Genomic DNA, 18,772 nt, shown 5'->3' on the forward strand with positions numbered 1-18,772 from the left:
CGGCGTTTTGTTACTCACCTGCATGTCCGCAAGTGTGGCCGCCGAACCTGCAGCAAACCATTTGGGAAATTGGCTCACCGCCTTCAATTCAGGTGACAAAGCGACAATCCAGAAGTTTTATGGAGACCATCTAGGTGATGCCGATGCGCTAACCGCTCGGAATATGCGTGCGGAAACCTGTGGGTTCGACCTAGCGCGAATTGAAAACGACAGCGACGAGTCCTTTCGCGCTCTTTTAAGCCAACGATGCTTTCCGGCTCTTTTCCGTGTGAGCTTTGCAGTAGCAGATAATGGGGAGACGCTCGAGAACTTCAAGCTCCAGCCTTTTGCTATGTCCGAGGCGCGGACGCTAGCGGCCACTCGGGACATCGCGGATCGATTGGCGGGGCTGGATAGCTTCGCTGGATCCATGATCGTGGCGCGCGATGGGGAGGAGCCGTGGACCTATACGGCAGGGACCTTCAGCAAAAACGACGCGCGGCCAATCACTCTTGAGACACCGATGTTTTTGGCATCCGCCGGCAAGATGTTCACCGCGGTGAGTATCTTGCAGCTTGTCGAGAAAGACCAAGTCGAACTGGACGCTCCGCTTTCCCGTTACTTGCCGAATTATCCGAACAGTGAAATGGCGAAGGTAACGATCAGGCAGTTGCTGAGCCACCGTGGAGGGACTGGTGAGGACGGCATCCTTCAGCGTGAGGACGGCGCTAACCGGGCGTGGGTCCGGACCATTGATGATCTGATCAAGCTAAACGGCAGCCGTGCGCCTGATTTTCCACCAGGCAGCAAGTTCGATTATTCAAATTACGGCTTCATTCTGCTTGGCGCGGTGATTGAGCGAGTATCAGGACAGTACTATCAGAATTTCATCCAGTAGAATGTTTTCGACCCGGCTGGAATGACGCATGCGTCGTTTCCAGACTTGGAGCATATCGCGGATGTTCCCGTCGGCTATACAACCTTTTTCGAAAGCGAGCCCGAATTTCTCGCCGCGACCGATGTGCTTCCATGGCGCGGTTCGGCGGCCGGGGGCGGCGTGGCAAGTGCGACCGACCTACTGCGATTTCTCAATGCCCTCAGGTCGGACGTGCTGTTGTCGAGCAACACGCTCGCGTTTGCTACTCAATCTAACGAGACTGGGTGGTACGGCTTGGGCTTTGTCACTCAGGGGGGAAAGCACCCACTCTGGGGGCATGGTGGCTTCGGATATGGAATGAACGTGGCGGCGCAGAGATTTCCGGAGGATGAGCTCACATTCATCTGCATTGCGACGCGCGACATGGCCTGCGACCGAATGATATACGCGTGGTCTGACCGTTTATTCGGCGAAATCGAGTGATTGGCTTTTCAACTTTCTCACAATTTTCCCGCTGGAGCAGGAATTCGGATCGTCCGCTGTCTGAAATGATCGCATTAAAACCGGACAGTCGCAAACCCACCCCAATCTAAGACGTTCCCTGTAGTCGTACAGTTCCCTAAAGCAGACTTGGTCCCAATAGTTTCAGCGCACCGGCCTATTCAGCATTTGCTGAGCAGGCGCATGCGGATATTGTCCGGGAGGGGGGGATAAGGACCGTAGGTTTTGCTGCCATAGCGCAGGGGGACATCGCCGGACTGCATCACGCCGAACAGACCCTCCGCTTCGTCCTGGAAGGACAGTTTCTCGCCCATCATCATCCGCAGCCGCGTTTGCGCCGCGCTCAATTGCGCGGCCAGCCATGTCGCGCGCCGCCGCCCCACCGCATCCTTCGGTGCAGCCGCGTTGATGGCAGCACGCAGCGCGATCGTGCGCGCCAACAGGTCCGGCTTGCCGGCGGGATCGGCCTCCGCCGCGTCTCGCCACGCCGCCGGGCCATAATAGGCATCGATATAGCCGTCTTCCTGCGCGCCAATGGCCAGCTGCAATGTCACATAGCGCGCCGCCAGCGCATCCAGCGCCACATCCTGTGGGGCGGAAACGGAGGTTGGCGCATGGCCGGCGGTGACGGGCGCATCGCCCGATGTCATCGGCGCACAGCCGGAAACAAGGGCGGCGGCGGCAAGGCAAATCATCTTGGTCAGGAACATACCGTGCCGTAGGCAGTGGTGGCATGTCTAGCGCTGTTGGCGTGGTGTGATTTTGCCCAAAAAGGCCGCCCCGCCCGTGGTACGTCATGATGATCGGCTCGAACGCTATGATGATCGGTGCGATTCACCCAGGCGTCTCGCGACCGCGAGCTAATTGCCGTCTGTCTGCTCCAGTCCGTATAGCTTTGGCTTGATTGCCAGAAGGCGGTCTTCGATCTCGGTCATTTTCGTCTGGATCGATGTCCATTCGATGCTTCGTTCCGCCGCCGGTCCATGCTCGGCCCGAAGAAGTGTCTGCTCATCGATCAATATGTCCCGCTCTGCGATGAGCTCGTCCCACTCGATCTGAGCCAGTTCGAGAGGATGTTTGGGTCTGCTTTGTATCTCGGCAGCGGCGCGCTCTTCCAACTCTCGCGCTTTTGCCAGATCGATCGCCTCTCCAACCGTTTCGGGCTGCCTGCCATCCAGTCCGGTCAATAATCGACCGCAAAATCTGGAAGATGAACTTCTATGCCTGACAACATAGTTCGCAAAGGCAACGCCGTCCTTAGGGCTTAACCCACTTCGGACGTCCTGTACGGCTCGCATGTCCCGAAAATCGATATCAGCGAGCTGGATGCTGCGAGTATCGGTTGCGCAACTCGACAGGAGCACAAGACTGAGCAGCGTACACTGAAATTGTGCCAGCGATAACATCCCGGCGCAGTACCGTATCTTTGGTAAAAGGTCGGTGAACGTCCATTCCCCCGGCAACGGTCGCTCAAGCCGCCTGCAAGCCATTGGCTCCATCATGACAGGATTGTGGCAGGAACGACCCGGACCGTCTCAAACCGGAAATTTTGTCAGCATTCGCTGAGCAGGCGCATGCGGATATTTTCCGGGAGGGCGGGATAAGGACCGTAGGTTTTGCTGCCATAGCGCAGGGCGACATCGCCGGACTGCATCATGCCGTCCAGTCCCTCCGGCTTGGGTCCGGCGGCCTTCATGCCGCCGGGAATGGCATTGCCGGTTGCGCTGCGATCGATGGTGGGCACCACGTTGAGCGCGATGCCATCGCCTGCGCCGAAGCTGACCGTCACGGCTTCGCCATTGCCGAGCGGCTGCGCGCCCGCCAGGCTGACCTCCATCAGATTGCGGATCGGGCAGGAAATGGAGACGGTGCCGCTGGCGGCCCCGGCTTCGGTATAGACGGCGGTTGCGCCCGCGCTTTGCGAGGCGGCGAGCCGCCAGCCATTGTCCGCCTCGATCACCGTCTCCGCTTCCCCGGACTGTTCGCTGTTCACGGTGGTCACCGTGGTGCCCTCATCGACGTCGCTACAGCCAAGCAGCAGCAACGGAAAGGCGGCGAGTGGAAGCAGGCGGTACATGGCAATATCCTCTTGTGCGACCCGCTATTCTATCGCCGCTTCAAGTCAGTTTTGCGATGGCGCGATCATCGAAAAAATATTTGACAGTTTCTCCATTTTGGAGTGATTTACCTCCAATTCCGGGGGGAATTTATGGGGGAATGGCTCAGCTGGGTCGAAGCCACCCAGCATGAGTTGCTGCTGTTTTGCGGCATCTGGTTCTTGCTCGGTGCGATCGACGATATGGCGATCGATCTGCTATGGGTCGTGCAGCGCGGCCGTCCGTGGCGGCGGGCGGTGCCGGTACAGCTGGCGCACATTCCGCCCTCACCCACGCCGGGTCTGATCGCGATCTTTCTGCCGCTGTGGGACGAAAGCGCCGTGTGCGCGCAGATGCTGTCCAACTGCGCGCGGCAGTGGGAGGGGCAGCCCTATCGCATCTTTGCCGGGGTATATCCCAATGATCCGGCCACGCTGCACGCGGTTGCGGCGCTGGCCGCCGGCAATCCGCAGCTGGAACCGGTGATCAACCCCCTGCCCGGCCCCACCACCAAGGCCGATTGCCTCAACAATCTCTGGAACGCCCTGCTGGCCTTCGAACGGAGCCATGTGCAGACGGTGAAGGCGGTCGTGCTGCACGATGCCGAAGACTTGGTCCATGCCGACGAACTGATCCTGTTCGACCGGTTGATGGACGATTTGGATCTCATCCAGCTACCGGTGCGGGCCGTGCCGATCCCCGGCTCACCCCTCGTCAGCGGGCATTATCGCGATGAATTTGTGGAGGCGCATGACAAGCAGCTGGTGGTGCGCAGCTGGCTTGGCGCGGGCCTGCCCTCCGCCGGGGTAGGCTGCGCCTTTGCGCGCGCCATGCTGGAAACCATTGCGGGCCGCGAACAGGGCCGTCCGTTCGATGCCGAAAGCCTGACCGAGGATTATGAGCTGGGCCTCAAGATCCGCCAGCTTGGCGGACGGCAGGCGATCATGCACGTCACCGGGCGCGACGGCAGCCTGATCTGCACCCAATGCTGTTTTCCCGGCCAGTTCGTGCAAAGCGCGCGGCAGAAGGCACGCTGGCTGAGCGGTATCGCCCTGGCCGGGTGGGACCGGCTCGGCTGGACCCGCCACCCGGCCGAATGCTGGATGCGGCTGCGCGACCGGCGCAGCATCTTTGACGCCTTCCTGGTGCTGATAGCCTATGTCACCGCCGCGCTCACTATCCCCTTGTGGCTGTCGGCGTTCTGGCCCGCCGGTTACCGTCCGCAGGGCCTCAGCTCGGATGCGACATGGCTCGTCGCGCTCACCTTTTGCGCGCTTCTCTGGCGGCTGGCCGTGCGATGCTCGCTGGTCGGCCGGGTTTATGGCTGGCGCGAGACGCTGTGGTGCCCGCCGCGGCTGCTGATCGGCAATCTGATCGCCATTGCCGCCGCGTCGCGCGCGCTGCGCCAATATGTCGCCTATTGCTTCGGGGCGCGGCTGCGCTGGGAAAAGACCAGCCATTATTTCCCGGCGGACCCGGAACCATGATGCGGCCGACGCGAGGGCGGCCGCTGCGGTCCATGATGCTGCTGCTGGTTCTATGGATCGGCGCACGGCTGGTCCTGCTGTCCTGGGAACATCATGCGGACCGGGCGGGTATAAAGTCCCCGCCGATATCGCGGACCGGGCGCACGCTGGTCCACGGCGACCCAGACACCATGCCGGCCAGGCCGATCGCGGCAGCTGCGGGCATAGCCCAGGACCCCGCCGGGCGCGATTATGGCGGCGAGACGCCTGCGCGCCTCGGCCCCCGGATCGCCGCAGCCGATGCCGCGCAGGGCCGGTCGGGTCCGCGCACACCGGACGCGCCTTTTCTTGCAAACGGTGCGCACGCGCCCGGCGTCCAGATGGTCGCCGCGCCTGCCGTGCCGGAAACGCGGACGGTTTTTCAGGACCACGGCCCGGCCAGCCCGCGCCGATATTTCAATCTCTATGCCTATGGTTTTTACCGTGCCGGCAGAGGCCCTGCCGCGATCACCGGCACGCGCTATGGCGGATCGCAGGCGGGCGCGATCGCGGCTTTGCCCGTCGCTGCCGTGAACGGGACACCGATCGAGATCCTCTCCAGGCTCAGCTATGCCCCAGACGATCCGCAGTCGCTGGAACCGGGCGCAGGCCTGCGCTGGACGCCGACGCGCGGTCTGTCGGTCGCGGCGGAATACCGCCGGCGCGCCGACGGGATCGGCACCGCCATCGCCTATATGGCCGGTGGTCCGCCGCCCATCGCCTTGCCGGCGGACTTCGCGCTGGAGCTCTATGGGCAGGCCGGGCTGTATCGGCAGAATGGCCTCCACGGCTTCTATGACGGACAGGCCAGCGTCATGCGGACCGTGGCCGCCGCCGGGCCGACGGCGCTGTCGCTTGGCGGCGGGGCCTGGTCTGGCGGGACGCAGGACGTCCAGCGCCTGGACATCGGGCCGCGCCTGGCCCTGCGCCTGCCGGTCGGCGCGCTGACCCTGGCCATGTCTGCGGACTATCGCTTTCGCATGGCCGGGGCCGCCGCGCCCGGCAGTGGACCGGCGCTCACGATCGCCGCGCAATATTGAAAAACTTTTCCCGCGCACGCGCCTGACGCTTTATCGCGGCGCACAACGGGTCTACGCGAAGGCCCGGAGGTCTGGTTCCCGTGGACATTTATCTGCCGATCGCGAATCTCGCCGTGAACGGCTTTGTCATCATCGCACTTGGCGCGCTGGTCGGCTTCCTGTCGGGCATGTTCGGCGTGGGCGGCGGCTTCCTGACCACGCCTCTGCTGATTTTCTACGGCATTCCCCCCACCGTGGCCGCCGCGTCGGCCTCCAGCCAGGTGACCGGGGCCAGCGTCTCGGGCATCTTCGCGCATCTCAAGCGCGGCGGCGTGGATTTCCGCATGGGCGGCGTGCTCGTTTTCGGCGGCATCTTCGGCACCGGCGCGGGCGCGGGGCTGTTCGCGCTGCTGACCGAGCTGGGCCAGATCGATACCGTCATCAACATCATCTATGTGGTCATGCTGGGCGGGATCGGCACCTCCATGGCGCTGGAAAGCTGGCGCAGCGTGCGCGCGCTGCGCAGCGGCAAGCCCCTGCCCGCGCGCAAGCGGCGGCACCATCCGCTGGTCGCCAGCCTGCCCTGGCGCTGGCGCTTCTACCGTTCCGGCCTCTATATTTCCCCCATCGCCCCGTTGATCCTGGGCTTTCTGACCGGCGTGCTGACCATGTTGCTGGGTGTGGGCGGCGGCTTCATCATGGTGCCGGCCATGCTGTATATTCTGGGCATGGGCGCGCGCGTGGTCGTCGGCACATCGCTGTTCCAGATCCTGTTCGTCACCATCGCCTCCACCATGATGCACTCGGTCACCACCCATGCGGTGGACATCGTGCTGGCCCTGTTCCTGCTGGTCGGCAGCGTCACCGGTGCGCAGATCGGCGCGCGGTTCGCGCAGAAACTGCCGCCCGAATATCTGCGCCTCGCCTTGTCCTGCATCGTTCTGCTGGTGGCGTTGCGGATGGTGATCGGCCTTGGCTGGCGTCCGGCGGAGATCTTTACGGTGCAGCCGCTATGAGCTGGCGGCCCGCCTGCGCGCTGGCGAGCCTGTTGCTGGTCGGCACCACCGCGCCCGCCGCCGCGCAGCAGCAGGGCCAGGCGCCGATCCTGGTGCCCGACGTCAGCCAGCATCAGATCGAACTGCGGTCCGGTTTTACCGGCGCAGAGCTGCTGCTGTTCGGCGCCATCGCCTATCCGGGCGGCCGCATACCCGATGGCCAGATCGACATCGTGGTGGTGATCGAGGGGCCGCGAACGCCCATTACCGTGCGGGAAAAGGCCAAGCTCGGCGGGCTGATCTGGGTCAATGCGGAATCGAACAGCTATCGCACCGCGCCAAGCTTTTATGCTGTCGCCTCCTCCCGGCCCATCGCTGACATCATGGATGACCGTGAAGCCTATGTGTATGAAATCGGGCTCAAGCATCTGCAGCTTTCCCCGCTGCAGGTGGGCGATACGCAGGAGCAGCTGCGCTTTCGCGATGGCCTGATCGCCACCAACATGGCCGATGGCCGCTTCGCGCAATCGACCGGAAGCGTCGAGATTTCGCAGAAGCTTCTATACAGCGCGCGCATCGCCATTCCCGCCAGCGTACCGGAGGGGCGCTATGATGCCAGCACCTATCTCGTGCGCAACGGCAAGGTGCAGGCGGCCGAGGAGACCGAAGTCGTGGTGGCAAAGCGCGGCGTGGAACAGTTCATCTCGCTGGCTGCCGATCGCTATGGCTTTCTCTACGGGCTGGCCGCCATCCTGCTGTCGCTGGGCCTGGGCTGGCTGGCGGGCGTGCTGTTCCAGCGCAGACAATAAGCGCCCGTTGCGCACGGCCACGCTAAGGCTTTGTTTAGACCCCGGGCCTATCACGCAAGATCGCCAGTAACAGTAACGGGTGCCTTGCGTGGACATGAGCGGACAGAATTTCGAGAAATCTCAAGAAGTTCGCGGGCCTGTCTTGCACCCGGATGCACTGAAAAAGCCGGGCGCTGCAGCAGCCATGCGGCCCAGCACCGACATCGCGATCGGCTATGTGGCGGAAATCGACGGATCGGCCTCCTCGATCCTGCTCGATGCCGAGAAGCTGCGGGCGCTGTCTTCCAGCAATGACAGCAGCCTGGCCATGGCCGGCCAGGTCGGCAGCCAAGTGAAAATCCGCGTCAACGACAGCTGGCTGCTCGCCAATATCCGCACGCAAAAGCTGTGCAGCGATGACGAGCGGGCGATCGTCGGCCAGGTCGATTTTCTGGGCGAGGGCGAGGAAGAAAAGCTGACCGGGCGGATCTACCAGTTCCGCCGCGGCGTCACCCGCTATCCCGTACCGGGATCGCAGGTCTATGCCGTCACCTCGCAGGACATCAAGCAGGTCTATGCCGCCGATGCGCGCGCCAATATCGAGATCGGCACGGTCTTTCCCACCGCCGATATTCGCGGCGCACTGTATATCGATGCCATGCTCGGCAAGCATTTTGCGCTGCTCGGTTCCACCGGTACCGGTAAATCGACGGCCGCCGCGCTGATCCTGCACCGGATTTGCGAAAAGGCACCCGAAGGCCATATCGTGATGATCGATCCGCATGGCGAATATTCCGCCGCGTTCAAATCGAACGGCAAGATCTTCGACGTCAACAATATCGCCATGCCCTATTGGCTGATGAACTTCGAGGAGCATTGCGAGGTGTTCGTCACCACGCGCGGCAATGAGCGGCAGACGGACATGGACATCCTCGCCCGCTGCCTGCTGCAGGCGCGCCAGAAAAACCGCATCGCCGATTCCATCGGCAGGCTGACCGTGGACAGCCCGATCCCCTATCTGTTGTCCGATCTGCTCAACATTCTGCAGAACGAGATGGGCAAGCTGGACAAGGCCACCTCCAGCGCGCCGTTCATGCGCCTGAAGACCAAGATCGAAGAGATGAAGAACGATCCGCGATACGGCTTCATGTTCTCCGGCATGCTGGTGGGCGATACGATGGCGCAGTTCATCACCAAGATCTTCCGCCTGCCGGGCGGCGGGAAGCCGATCTCCATCATCGATGTATCGGGCGTGCCGTCGGACATCACCTCCACCGTGGTCGCCGTGCTCAGCCGGCTGGTGTTCGATTATGCCATCTGGTCCCGCAATGAACCGCAGCGGCCCATCCTCCTCGTCTGCGAGGAAGCGCATCGCTACATCCCCAATGATGCGACCATGCAGCACAGCGCGGTGCGCGATGTGCTCAGCCGCATCGCCAAGGAAGGGCGCAAATATGGCGTCTCGCTGGGCCTGATCACGCAGCGCCCATCGGATCTGAGCGAAGGCGTGCTGTCGCAGTGCGGCACCATCATCTCGATGCGGCTGAACAATGACCGCGATCAGGCGTTTGTGCGCGCGGCCATGCCCGAAGGATCGCGCGGATTTCTGGATTCCATCCCGGCGCTGCGCAACCGCGAATGCATTGTCTGCGGAGAGGGTGTGGCCATTCCCATACGCGTCGCGCTCGACACGCTGGAGGAAGACAAGCGCCCGGCCTCGGACGATCCGATCTTCTCCGAATTATGGCAGACGTCCGGCGGCGAGGAAGACATGACGCCGCGCATCGTGAAGCGCTGGCGCAGCCAGGGGCGCTAGGCCCCCGGCCACACCGGCTGGCTAGCCCAGCCGCGCGAGCGCCGCTTCGAGCCGCTCCGCTTCCGATGCTTTCTCGTCATGATCGGCCTGCGCCTTGGCCACCGCCTCGGGCTTGGCCTTTTCCACGAACTGCGGATTGCCGAGCCGCTTGGCCAGCGAATCGCGCTCCTTCAGCGCTGCCTCCCGCGCCTTGGTGAGGCGCGTGCGTTCGGCCTCGAGATCGATCACGCCGTCCAGCGGCAAGGCAAAGGTGGTGCCGTCGACGATGATCTGGATCGCCGCGCCGGCGGGCGCATCCGTGAAGTGCACCGCATCGAGCCGCGCCAGGCGGTCGATCGTTGCGCCTTGCCGCTCCACCAGCGCCGTCACATCGGCGCTGGCATCGGCGGCATAGGCGGTCATCCGCGTGCCGGGCGGAATGCCCAGCTCCGATTTCGCTGCGCGCAGCTCGCGCACCAGCGTAATCATCCACTCGACCTCGCGTTTGGCCGCGTCATCCACGTCCGCTTGTGTGTCGCACCATTTGGCCGTGATCAACGGATGCTCTCCGCGCGCGCCCATGGCGTGCCAGAGTTCCTCGGTCACGAACGGCATGAACGGGTGCAGCATCACCAGGATCTGATCGAACGCCCAGCCGGCCACGCGGCGGGTTTCGTCCGCCTGTTCGGCATCATCGCCGCCCATGACGGGCTTGATCAGCTCCAGATACCAGTCGCAGAAGCGGTCCCACACGAAATGGTAGATTGCGTCCGCAGCGGCATCGAAGCGCAGATCGGCCAGCGCCCGGTCCAGCCTGGCGACCGTCTCCGTCACTTCGCCGATGATCCAGCGATTGACCGCCAGCGTCGCGTCCGGCGCAGCAACGGTGTCGCTGCCGCCGATGCCGTTGAATTCGCAGAAGCGCGCGGCATTCCACAGCTTGGTCGCGAAGTTGCGATAGCCCTCGACCCGGCCCTCATCCATCTTGATGTCGCGGCCCTGGCTTTCCATCGCCGCCATGAAGAAGCGCAGCGCATCGGCGCCATATTGATCGATCAGCCCCAGCGGATCGACCGTATTGCCCTTGGACTTGCTCATCTTGGAGCCGTCCGCCGCGCGCACCAGCCCATGCAGGTACAATCGCTTCCACGGCGGCGTGCCCATGAACTCGATCCCCTGCATCAGCATCCGCGCATCCCAGAAGAACAGGATGTCGAAGCCGGAAATCAGCAGATCATTGGGGTAATGTTTCTGCACCAGCGGCGCGCCGTCAACCGGCCAGCCGAGCGTGGCGAAGGGCCACAGCGCGGAGGAGAACCAGGTGTCGAGCACGTCTGGGTCGCGCGTGAGCGCAATGCCCTCGCCCGCTTCCGCCTGCGCCTCTTCCGGCGTTTCCGCGACATAGGGCGTGCCGTCGGGGCCATACCAGGCTGGGATCTGGTGGCCCCACCACAGCTGGCGGCTGACGCACCAGGGCTGGATATTCTCCATCCAGTTGAAATAAGTCTTTTCCCAGCTCTTCGGTACGATCTCGACGTCGCCCGAGCGGACCGCGTCCATTGCGGGGCCGGCAAGTTTTTCGGCATCGACATACCATTGATCGGTCAGCCAGGGCTCGATCACCACGCCGCCGCGATCGCCGAACGGCGTCTGGATCACGCGGTCCTCGACCTCGCCGAGCAGGCCAAGCTCGTCCATCGCCGCGACGACTTTCTTGCGCGCATCGAACCGGTCCATGCCGATATAGTCGTCCGGGATCGCGCCGTCCGAAACCTGCACCAGCATCGCCTCGGCATCCAGCATGTTGAACATGTCCGCAGCCGCAATCCCGGCGCGCCGGCCTACGTCGAAGTCATTAAAATCATGCCCCGGCGTGATCTTCACCGCGCCCGAACCCAGTTCGGGATCGGCATGCTCGTCCGCCACGATCGGGATGCGCCGTCCGGTGATCGGCAGCACGACCTTGGCGCCCGCTTCGACCAGCGAGGCATAGCGCTCATCGGTCGGGTGCACGGCCACCGCCATGTCGGCGAGCATCGTCTCGGGCCGCGTGGTCGCCACCACGATATGGTCCGCGCCCGCCGCCGTTTTCGCGCCGTCTGCCAGCGGATAGCGGAAATGCCAGAACTTGCCCTGCACCTCGCGCGTCTCGACCTCCAGATCGCTGATCGCGGTCTTGAGCGCCGGGTCCCAGTTCACCAGCCTTTTGTCGCGGTAGATCAGCCCGCGTTTGTGCAGCTCCACGAACACATGCGTCACCGCCTTCGAGAAATGCGGGTCCATGGTGAACTGCTCGCGGCTCCAGTCCATCGAGCAACCCAGACGCCGCAGCTGGCGGGTGATCTGGCCGCCGCTATCGTCCTTCCACGCCCAGACGCGGGCCATGAAGTCTTGCCGGCTGAGATCGGTGCGCTTCTCGCCCTGTGCAGCCATGTTGCGCTCGACCACCATCTGCGTGGCGATGCCGGCATGATCGGTGCCGACCACCCACAGCGCGTCCTTGCCGCGCAGCCGCTCATAACGGACCATGATGTCCTGCAGCGTATTGTCCAGCGCATGGCCGATATGCAGCACGCCGGTAACGTTCGGCGGCGGATTGACGATGGTGAACGGCTCGGCATCGCCGCGTTCGGGGCGGAACAGGCCGTTCTTCTCCCAATGCGCATACCAGCGCGTTTCCAGCTCGGCCGGATCGAAGGTTTTGGGCAGCGTTTTTTGTTCGTCGGTCATGGGATGAGCAATGCCAGCGCCGATGCCGCATCGCAACGCTCCATTGTCGGCTGGGCGTTACCGATCCGAACTAAAACGCGTCATTGCGCGCGCAGCGAAGCGATCCAGAGCCGTTACCGCGCTGCACCTACTCTGGATTGCCGCGTCGCCTGCGGCTCCTCGCAATGACGTTCGTTATCTCGCTACCGGCGCGCCATCCCGGCCAAGCCATTTGTCCAGCCAGGCAAACACATTGCGGTGCCACTGGATGCTGTTCTGCGGCTTGTTGATCCAGTGGCTTTCCTCCGGGAACACCAGCAGTTTGGATGGAATGTCCTGCCGCTGCGCCGCGGTGAAGCCCATCAGCGACTGGGTGTAGGGGATGCGGAAATCCTTTTCGCCATGGGTGAACAGCACCGGCGTTTTCCACGCGGTGACATGGTGCACCGGGTTCCATTTTTCGTACAGCGCGCTCTGCTCATAATAGGGGCCGCCGAAATCCCATTCGGGGAACCACAGCTCCTCGGTGGAGTAATAAAAGGCGCGCATGTCGAACAGGCCGGCATGGTTGACGATGCATTTGAACTGATCCGGCCACTGCCCCATGAACCAGTTCATCATATAGCCGCCATAGCTGGCCCCCAACGCGCAGGCATTGTCCGGCGTGACGGAGGAATCGAACTTGGCGGCGGCGGCGAGGCCCAGTTTCAGATCGGTGAGCGGCTTGCCGCCCCAATCCTTGTTGATCGAGTCCGTGAAGGCCTGGCCATATCCCGTGCTGCCGTGGAAATCGACGGTAACGGTGGACAGCCCGTGGCTGGCAAAGATTTTCGGATTCCAGCGGAAGCTCCAGCCGTCGCCGAAACTGCCCTGCGGCCCGCCATGCACCAGATAGGCCGTCGGCGTGCCCTTGGGCGCCCCGTCCGGCTTGATCACCTGCCCCCAGACGGTGTCGCCATCTGCACCCTTGAAGCTGAACCGCTCCACCGCGACGGGATCGATCTGCCGGAACAGATCGGCGTTCACCGCCGTCAGCTGCCGCTCGTTTCCGCCGGGCAGCATGCGGAACAGGTCGTTCGGGGCCTGGATCGAGTTCTTGGTATAGAGCATCGAGCCATCGGCCAGCGGCATGGTATCGCCGATGCTGCCGCGCTGCGTGAGGCGGGAGACGGTGCCGTCCAGCGCGACCATGAAGGCGGGATGATCCAGCGTGTCCTGCGCGGTCACGATCATGTGGCTGCTGTCCGGTGCCCAGGCGATGGAGGAGACCGAGCGGTCCCAGCCATTGGTGATCGCCTGCGTCGTGCCGCTGCTCAGATCGCGCAGCATCAGCACCAGCCGGTCGCTCTCATAACCGGGCCGCGCCATGGCGGCATAGGCCAGCCAGCGGCCATCGGGGGACGGCGTGGGCATGGTGTCGGTCGCCTGATTGGCGTCGGTCAGATTGGTCAGGGTGCTGCCATCGGCGGCGGCGGCATAAATGTCCGTATCGGTGGAGCGCGGCTCCATCCGGCCCGTTTCGCGCAGCGTGTAGAACAATGTTTGTCCGTCCGCGCTCCAGTTCACTTCCTCTCCGCCGCCAAACGGATCGGTCGGTGCATTGCCGGTGACATTGGCGTCCAGCGCCACGCCGCCACCCGTCACCGTGCCGTTCACCACATCGAAGGCGAAGATGCGATTATAGGTGCCCGGCGTGGCCCAGCTGGTCCAGTGGCGCACGAAATATTCGTCATAGGCGCGGCCCGATTGCTTGGCCTCGTCCGCCAGCTTTTGCGGTGCGGGGCAGCCGAAGCTGGCGCAGTCCTTCGGGATCGCGCTCCACAAAGCGATGCGCCGGCCATCGGGCGACAGTTTGAAGCCCGCCACCGGGGCCATCACGTCGCTGGCCTGAACCGGCGCCGCGCCGGGACCCCCCATCCGCCAGACCTGATCGCTGCCGGACTGGTCGCTGATGAACCAGAGCGATCCGTCGGCGGCAAAAGCGGGCGAACTTTCGGAGGCATCGGCCAGGTCCGCGATCGGCACCGGCACCGCTTCGGGCTGCGTCAGATCGAGGCTGTAGAGCTGCGTCGAGCGGCTGTTATCCTCGATATCGGTGCTGGTGACCTGATAGACGGCGGTGGTGCCATCCGGCGAGACGACCGGCGCGCCGAGGCGCTTCATCGCGTTCAGATCGATCTCGGTCATGGCACGGGCGGCGGCGGGGGATGGCGCGGCGGCGACCAGAATCGCGGCGGCAGCGGCGGAGTAAAGCAGTTTGTTCATGGGGCCCACGCTACGGCGGGTCACCAGCAGCGGCAAGCCGGGAAATCAGGCGGCGATGCGCCCATATCCCGGTTCATCGTCATTGGCGGCCTTTCTGCCAGGCATCCGTCTGCGCCTGCGCCTGGCACGCGACCGGGGCTGGCCAGAACGGCGTCCAGATGCCGTGCCCATCCAGCGGCGCACCGACAGGCCGGGCCGCACAAACCAAGCCGTCAGGCCCGTCGCCACCAGATCGGCATAGAGGTTGATCTCGAACGTGGAGAACAGCATCACGATCTCGGGCGAAGACATGCCCAGCAGATGGAGCGCCTCCCCCGCCTCGGCATGGATCAGCACGCAGATCAATAGGATGAACGCCATGCCACCGATCATCTGGCCGGGGCCAAAGCGATTCAGAATCGCCGCCGGTTCCTCGACGCACCAGCGCGACAGCCACCTGGCCATCGCGATGTCAGGCGTGAATTTCAGAATAGCGACAAGCCCGAGCAGGATGGCGCAGGCGGTCACGGCATCAGCCCTTGCGGGTGATCCTTTGAATTTCCTTTTGCACCATGCTCTCGACAAGGGGCGGCAAATTCTGGTTGAGCCAGTCCTTCAGCATCGGGCGCAGCATCTCGCGCACCAGTTGCTCGATCGAGGTTTCGCCCGATCGCACGATCTGCGGGCTCGCCCCCGGTTCGGCCAGCGTGGCCAGCGCGGAAAGCGATGCGCTCAGCGTGTCGGCCTTGTCCGCTTCCAGCAGGCCGTCATCGTCTGCCCCATCCCGGTCATCCTCCTTGTCCGAGACGCTGTCATCCTCGGTCAGTTCCAAGACCGAATCGGCACGGGGCCGCTGACGCGACTCGGTGGCACGGCGATTGTCTTCCGCAATGATGCGTTTGATCGAGGAAAGGATCTCTTCCATGCTTGGCTCCCGCTCGCTCACGCTCTGCTCCCCTGTCCGGCTTTGCCAACCGCCCTTCCCCAAGGACGGTGCGGCAGCACCCTGACGGACTTCAATCGATCGGCCGGCGCGGCCCGTAAAGATTGCGCGCGGCGCTGCCCGGCCCGATGTCTTCGGACAAGGGCTCTATTGGGGCGGTCTGGGGCACGGTGTCAACGGTGCGCGATGCCACCGGCAGCGGATCATCCTCGCGTGACCAGTCGCCGCGCCGTCCGCGCACATCATCATAATAGGTCAGCGGATCGTACAAAGTGCCGCCTTCCAGGCCCAGATCCTCGGCCTCGGCACGGCCCATGGCGGCGAGCAGCGTGAAGCCGGCGACATAGGCATTGCGCCGCGCCGCGACCAACTGCACCTGCGAATTGAGCAGCTCCTGCTCGGCGTTCAGAATGTCCAGGATGGTGCGATTGCCCACGCTGTTCTCGGCCCGCACGCCTTCCAGGGCCAGTTGATTCGATTCCACCGCGATCTGGCTGGACTGGATCACCTGCTGCGATGCCTGCCAGCTGGCATAGGCACCGCGCACCTGCGCGATGATCGACCGCTCGGTGGCGATTTCCTGCTCCTGCGCCACGCCGAGCAGCGCCTGTGCCCGCCGCGTCTGCGCGGTGACCCGGCCACCCTGATAGAGCGGCAAATTCACCCGCACGCCGACGGCCAGATTTTCCTGCGAATTTGGCGCCGCCGGAATGACGATATTGGGATTGCCGGGATCCTGCTGGCCGATGGGCGCAAAATTGCTGGTGATGACCGACCCAAGGAAATTGGCATAGCTGCCTTGGGTAAAGCCGGACACGCGCGGCAACCGACCGGCCTGCGCCACACGCACATCATAGGCCGCCGCTTCGCGCCGTTGGCGCGCGGCGATCAGATCGGGATTGTTGTCGAGCGCGATGTCCACCGCCATGGTGGGGGCTTCGGGCAGATTGGGCAATGGCGGCGGCGGCTCAAGACCTGTCGGCGCCTCGCCCACCAGCTGTATGTAATTTTCCTTCGACTGGATCAGGTTGGACCGGGCGGTTTCCAGGTCGCTCTGGGCAATGGCCAGCCGCGCTTCGGCCTGCGCCACATCGGTGCGGGTCAGATCGCCGATCTGGAAGCGGTCGCTCGTCGCCTCGCGATTGATCGTCAGCACACCGACATTGGCGCGGTTGAGCCGCACGATCGCCTCGTCGCGCACCACATTCATATAGGCTGCAACCGTCTGGCTGAAGATGCTGCTCTCGGTTCCACGCAAGGTGGCCCTGCCGGCTTCCACCCGCTGATCGGCCGCTTCCACGGAATATTTTACCGCGCCGCCATTATAGATCGGCACGGCCAGATCGAGTGCCGCCACCGCCTGACGGCTCGAAAACGGATTGGAATTGTAGATGCTTTCCTGAAAGGTGCCCTGCCCGTTCACCTGCGGCCGGCCATCGGCCTTGGCGATCGGCACCGTCTCATCCGTTGCGCGCTGCTGCGCGCGCTGCCCGGTAATCGTGGGATTGTTCCTATAGGCCTGGACCAGCGCCTCGCGCAGCGTATCCGCAGCGGCCGGAGCAGACAGCAGGCCGGCAACGGCGGCCGCCGCCAGATATCGCGCGCGCCTGGTCATGTTAAAACTGAAACGCCTTGGCGCGGGAAAATCCCGCCAGCACCGGCACTTCATTATCCTCGAACGCGACAGGACGAACGACGTCGCCGCGCTTGCGGGCAATCGCCAACCGTGTGAGCCCGTTGTCCACCAGACCGCAGACCAGGCGACCGCCATCCGCAAGCTGCGCGGCAATGGTGTCCGGCACGTCCTCCACCGCCCCGTCGATCAGGATGAGATCATATGGCGCGCCGGGCGCATGCCCGTCGGTCAGCGGACCGTCGACCAGTTCGATGTCGCCGAGCTGGCCATGGGCTTTACCGGACAGGCGCGTACGGGCGGCTTCCAGCAGATTGCCGTCGGATTCGAGCGCCGTGACATGCGCCACCACATGCGCCAGCACGGCCGCGGAATATCCGGTGCCCGCGCCGATGATCAGCGCCCGGTCGGTCGCGCGCGGCTCCGCCTTTGTCAGCAACCGCCCAAGGGCGACCGGCGGCGCAAGATAACGCTCATCGCCAAGCGGCACGGACCGGTCGGCATAGGCCACTTCGGTCCGGCTGGCCGGCACGAATTCCTCGCGCGGCACGGTGGCCATGGCACGGATGATCGCGCGATCATTGACGCCCGACGGCCGAAGCTGGCTGTCGATCATCGCGTCGCGCATTAGCTGGAAATGATTATCATGCATAATGAAGCCCTATAGCAGCTGTGTTAGTATTGCAATACAGCTATTCCCTTCCTCCTCTTAACCGCCGCCCAAGGCAGCGCCAACCCGCTTTTGGACGAACGGATGACCAGCGCGGTCCAACGGCGAAATCCGCAACGCTGTGACGACCCGGCGCTTGACAAGCCCGCCCCAAATCCACAATGGCGTGCGCTTCCGCATTCGAGGCCCGATGGCGGAGTGGTGACGCAGAGGACTGCAAATCCTCGCACGCCGGTTCGATTCCGGCTCGGGCCTCCAAATGCGTGGCGCAGATCGGCGCTATCGGCCGCCATAGCTGGTTCTTCGAAGCCCGCGTTCCTATCTTCATCGGCATGACCTTTTCAGATCTGTCCGACTGGCAGTCGGTGGCGCTCGTGGCGCTTGGCGTTGCCGTTCTCCTGAGCATATTGTTCCGCCTGCCGTTCATCGGCCGGGCGCTGCGCGGGCTGTTTTCCCTCGGGATCATGGCCATCGGGATCTATCTGCTGATGCAATATGCCCCCTATGATCCCACGCTGGCGCGGATGACCGAAGCGCTGGGCATTCAGCAGCAGGAGGTTGTGGGCGAAGAGGTACGCATCCCCATGGCGGCCGACGGCCATTTCTGGGCGGAGGTCGATATCGGCGGAGTGGAACGGCGCATGCTGATCGACAGCGGTGCAACGATGACGGCGCTCAGCCCGGCGACCGCTGAGGAGGCCGGGGTCGAAGGCAGGCCGGGGATGGTGCCCGTCCTGATCCGCACCGCCAATGGCACCGTGCAGGCCAGCAGCGTGCGGATCGCACAATTGCAAGTGGGCGGGATCGTGGCGCGCGATCTGAACGCCGTCGTCACGCCAGCGCTGGGCGTCGACATTCTCGGCATGAATTTTCTGTCGCAGCTGGAATCCTGGCGCGTCGAAGGCCGTACGCTGATCCTCGATCCGCAGGGAAATAGTGCGCCCGGCAGCGACAGCGCAGCGGATACCGGAAAGGCGGGTTGAACCGCCGCCTCCACGCCTGAGCTGGCCGCGCGCCG

Annotated in this window: 15 protein-coding genes, 1 tRNA gene and 1 pseudogene; 8 read left to right on the plus strand and 9 right to left on the minus strand. The window is 63.8% G+C overall.

Annotated features, from left to right (window positions below):
- The first annotated feature begins 331 nt into the window (after positions 1-331).
- A pseudogene (locus G410_RS18270) lies at positions 332-1,339 on the plus strand (serine hydrolase domain-containing protein).
- Positions 1,340-1,518: 179 nt separating this feature from the next.
- Here the strand turns inward: G410_RS18270 and G410_RS0106160 are convergent.
- The 3 genes from G410_RS0106160 to G410_RS0106170 form a co-directional block, all read right to left on the minus strand.
- Complete coding sequence (locus tag G410_RS0106160; RefSeq protein ID WP_022672780.1) at positions 1,519-2,067, minus strand: hypothetical protein; 549 nt, start codon at positions 2,065-2,067, stop codon at positions 1,519-1,521.
- Positions 2,068-2,217: 150 nt separating this feature from the next.
- Positions 2,218-2,544: a hypothetical protein gene (locus tag G410_RS18195; protein ID WP_211214996.1), complete on the minus strand. Its 327-nt coding sequence runs from the start codon at positions 2,542-2,544 to the stop codon at positions 2,218-2,220.
- Between the two features lie 365 nt (positions 2,545-2,909).
- Positions 2,910-3,434 carry a hypothetical protein gene (locus tag G410_RS0106170; RefSeq protein WP_022672782.1) on the minus strand — a complete coding sequence of 175 codons (525 nt, stop codon included), beginning with the start codon at positions 3,432-3,434 and terminating at the stop codon, positions 2,910-2,912.
- 132 nt (positions 3,435-3,566) lie between these two features.
- On the opposite strand from G410_RS0106170, the gene G410_RS0106175 reads away from it, so the two are divergent.
- The 5 genes from G410_RS0106175 (at position 3,567) to G410_RS0106195 (ending at position 9,576) form a co-directional block, all read left to right on the plus strand.
- Complete coding sequence (locus G410_RS0106175) at positions 3,567-4,940, plus strand: glycosyl transferase family protein (protein WP_022672783.1); 1,374 nt, start codon at positions 3,567-3,569, stop codon at positions 4,938-4,940.
- Positions 4,937-5,998 (plus strand): hypothetical protein, encoded by a 1,062-nt coding sequence (locus G410_RS17355; RefSeq protein ID WP_022672784.1) that lies wholly within the window; start codon positions 4,937-4,939, stop codon positions 5,996-5,998. The genes G410_RS0106175 and G410_RS17355 overlap by 4 nt, the downstream gene beginning before the upstream one ends.
- A gap of 80 nt (positions 5,999-6,078) precedes the next feature.
- A complete protein-coding gene (locus G410_RS0106185) occupies positions 6,079-6,993 on the plus strand; it encodes a sulfite exporter TauE/SafE family protein (RefSeq protein ID WP_022672785.1) in 915 nt (304 codons plus the stop codon).
- The gene (locus G410_RS0106190) at positions 6,990-7,781 is read left to right on the plus strand and encodes a TIGR02186 family protein (RefSeq protein ID WP_022672786.1); all 792 of its coding nucleotides are present in this window, start codon (positions 6,990-6,992) and stop codon (positions 7,779-7,781) included. Before G410_RS0106185 ends, G410_RS0106190 begins: the two co-directional genes overlap by 4 nt.
- Positions 7,782-7,965: 184 nt before the next feature.
- Entirely contained in the window at positions 7,966-9,576 is a 1,611-nt protein-coding gene (locus G410_RS0106195) for an ATP-binding protein (protein WP_022672787.1), read from the plus strand.
- A 21-nt stretch (positions 9,577-9,597) separates the two neighbouring features.
- On the opposite strand, the gene G410_RS0106200 is transcribed toward G410_RS0106195, so the two are convergent.
- The 6 genes from G410_RS0106200 to G410_RS0106225 form a co-directional block, all read right to left on the minus strand.
- Positions 9,598-12,285, minus strand: coding sequence for a valine--tRNA ligase (locus G410_RS0106200; RefSeq protein ID WP_022672788.1), 2,688 nt, complete (start codon positions 12,283-12,285; stop codon positions 9,598-9,600).
- Between the two features lie 174 nt (positions 12,286-12,459).
- Positions 12,460-14,529, minus strand: a complete 2,070-nt coding sequence (locus G410_RS0106205; protein ID WP_028971136.1) for a dipeptidyl-peptidase 5 — start codon at positions 14,527-14,529, stop codon at positions 12,460-12,462.
- A gap of 45 nt (positions 14,530-14,574) precedes the next feature.
- On the minus strand, positions 14,575-15,036 hold the full coding sequence (locus G410_RS0106210) for a hypothetical protein (RefSeq protein WP_022672790.1): 462 nt from the start codon (positions 15,034-15,036) through the stop codon (positions 14,575-14,577).
- Positions 15,037-15,040: 4 nt separating this feature from the next.
- Complete coding sequence (locus G410_RS0106215) at positions 15,041-15,454, minus strand: DUF2497 domain-containing protein (RefSeq protein ID WP_022672791.1); 414 nt, start codon at positions 15,452-15,454, stop codon at positions 15,041-15,043.
- 70 nt (positions 15,455-15,524) lie between these two features.
- Positions 15,525-17,066 carry a TolC family outer membrane protein gene (locus G410_RS15860; RefSeq protein WP_022672792.1) on the minus strand — a complete coding sequence of 514 codons (1,542 nt, stop codon included), beginning with the start codon at positions 17,064-17,066 and terminating at the stop codon, positions 15,525-15,527.
- A 1-nt stretch (position 17,067) separates the two neighbouring features.
- A complete protein-coding gene (locus G410_RS0106225) occupies positions 17,068-17,736 on the minus strand; it encodes a protein-L-isoaspartate O-methyltransferase family protein (protein ID WP_022672793.1) in 669 nt (222 codons plus the stop codon).
- Between the two features lie 202 nt (positions 17,737-17,938).
- Here G410_RS0106225 and G410_RS0106230 point away from each other — a divergent pair.
- Positions 17,939-18,012, plus strand: a tRNA-Cys gene (locus tag G410_RS0106230).
- A 5-nt stretch (positions 18,013-18,017) separates the two neighbouring features.
- Positions 18,018-18,737, plus strand: a complete 720-nt coding sequence (locus tag G410_RS0106235; RefSeq protein ID WP_245559304.1) for a retropepsin-like aspartic protease family protein — start codon at positions 18,018-18,020, stop codon at positions 18,735-18,737.
- Positions 18,738-18,772 lie beyond the last annotated feature (35 nt).

Origin of the sequence: Novosphingopyxis baekryungensis DSM 16222 (assembly GCF_000420305.1) — a bacterium.
GTDB lineage: Bacteria > Pseudomonadota > Alphaproteobacteria > Sphingomonadales > Sphingomonadaceae > Novosphingopyxis > Novosphingopyxis baekryungensis.

Bases quoted from the DNA above. Each gene is read 5' to 3' on its own strand.
- G410_RS0106160 (WP_022672780.1), bottom strand. From the start codon at position 2,067: ATGTTCCTGACCAAGATGATTTGCCTTGCCGCCGCCGCCCTTGTTTCC.
- G410_RS0106170 (WP_022672782.1), bottom strand. From the start codon at position 3,434: ATGTACCGCCTGCTTCCACTCGCCGCCTTTCCGTTGCTGCTGCTTGGC.
- G410_RS0106175 (WP_022672783.1), top strand. From the start codon at position 3,567: ATGGGGGAATGGCTCAGCTGGGTCGAAGCCACCCAGCATGAGTTGCTG.
- G410_RS17355 (WP_022672784.1), top strand. From the start codon at position 4,937: ATGATGCGGCCGACGCGAGGGCGGCCGCTGCGGTCCATGATGCTGCTG.
- G410_RS0106190 (WP_022672786.1), top strand. From the start codon at position 6,990: ATGAGCTGGCGGCCCGCCTGCGCGCTGGCGAGCCTGTTGCTGGTCGGC.
- G410_RS0106195 (WP_022672787.1), top strand. From the start codon at position 7,966: ATGCGGCCCAGCACCGACATCGCGATCGGCTATGTGGCGGAAATCGAC.
- G410_RS0106200 (WP_022672788.1), bottom strand. From the start codon at position 12,285: ATGACCGACGAACAAAAAACGCTGCCCAAAACCTTCGATCCGGCCGAG.
- G410_RS0106205 (WP_028971136.1), bottom strand. From the start codon at position 14,529: ATGAACAAACTGCTTTACTCCGCCGCTGCCGCCGCGATTCTGGTCGCC.
- G410_RS15860 (WP_022672792.1), bottom strand. From the start codon at position 17,066: ATGACCAGGCGCGCGCGATATCTGGCGGCGGCCGCCGTTGCCGGCCTG.
- G410_RS0106225 (WP_022672793.1), bottom strand. From the start codon at position 17,736: ATGCATGATAATCATTTCCAGCTAATGCGCGACGCGATGATCGACAGC.